General features: G+C 43.5%; 2 protein-coding genes. Both read left to right on the top strand.

All coding sequences use genetic code 11. The annotated features are described in order from the left end of the window. Positions 1-171: 171 nt before the first annotated feature. The gene (tnpB, locus tag WKU26_RS12595) at positions 172-507 is read left to right on the top strand and encodes an IS66 family insertion sequence element accessory protein TnpB (protein WP_340322305.1); all 336 of its coding nucleotides are present in this window, start codon (positions 172-174) and stop codon (positions 505-507) included. Between the two features lie 46 nt (positions 508-553). After that, positions 554-779, top strand: a 226-nt coding sequence (locus WKU26_RS12590) for a hypothetical protein (protein WP_340322304.1), incomplete at its 3' end; no start/stop codon positions are given.

The raw sequence follows: 779 nt of genomic DNA, 5'->3' as shown, positions 1-779 counted from the left end.
GGACACCCGCAAGGAAACCTCCTCTTCCCCACTTCAGCAAAGGCTGGAAGATACGGAGCCACAACCGGTGAAAATAATGATAGATATCCGCATGAGCAACGGTATGCACATCCAACAACGCAATCTAAACTACCAGAGTCTGAAAAGACTGGTAGAGAAACTGGAGGGATTATGCTGAGTATTACAGGTATGAACCGGTTCTATTATCTAAGAAACTTCCACGATCTGCGCTGCAAGAACAGCCGGGTGCTTTCCATCATTCACCGGCAGTTGAACAGGGAGCCACAAGAGGATGAGGTATTTATCGTCATGTCAAAAGACAGACGGAAAGTCCGACTTTTCGCCTATGACAACCGCTCCTTCAGCCTGTATGAGAAACGCTTTACATCCGGATACAAATTCATGAAGGTTAGTAGAGAGGGAGATGAGGAGGTGTATAGCATAAAATGGAAAGATGTAGTTGTGCTGTTACAGAGTCCGGTTATTAATTCACTGAATATCAAATAAATAATACCAATAATACTTGCCCATTTCCTTTATTTTCAGTATCTTTATGGTATCAAAGAACAAGGAAATGGACAATCGGGAAATAGAAAAAATATTAGCTTCGGCAGAACAACTGAGGCTCCGCGAAAAAGAACCGGAGCCTTGGACAGACAATTATTCCGATATGAATTCCATGGAAAAATCAATGCTGCTTGACGAGCTTTTCGCACTGAGAAAGGCAGACAAGCAGGAAAGGGACAAACTTCTGGAAAAGCTGGACCGGATGACCGAAC

The sequence above is a fragment of the Phocaeicola sp. HCN-40430 genome, assembly GCF_037890285.1.
Lineage (GTDB): Bacteria > Bacteroidota > Bacteroidia > Bacteroidales > Bacteroidaceae > Phocaeicola > Phocaeicola acetigenes.
The sequence above is the reverse complement of the archived record's forward strand: the minus strand, read 5'-3'. Positions and strand labels throughout refer to the sequence as shown.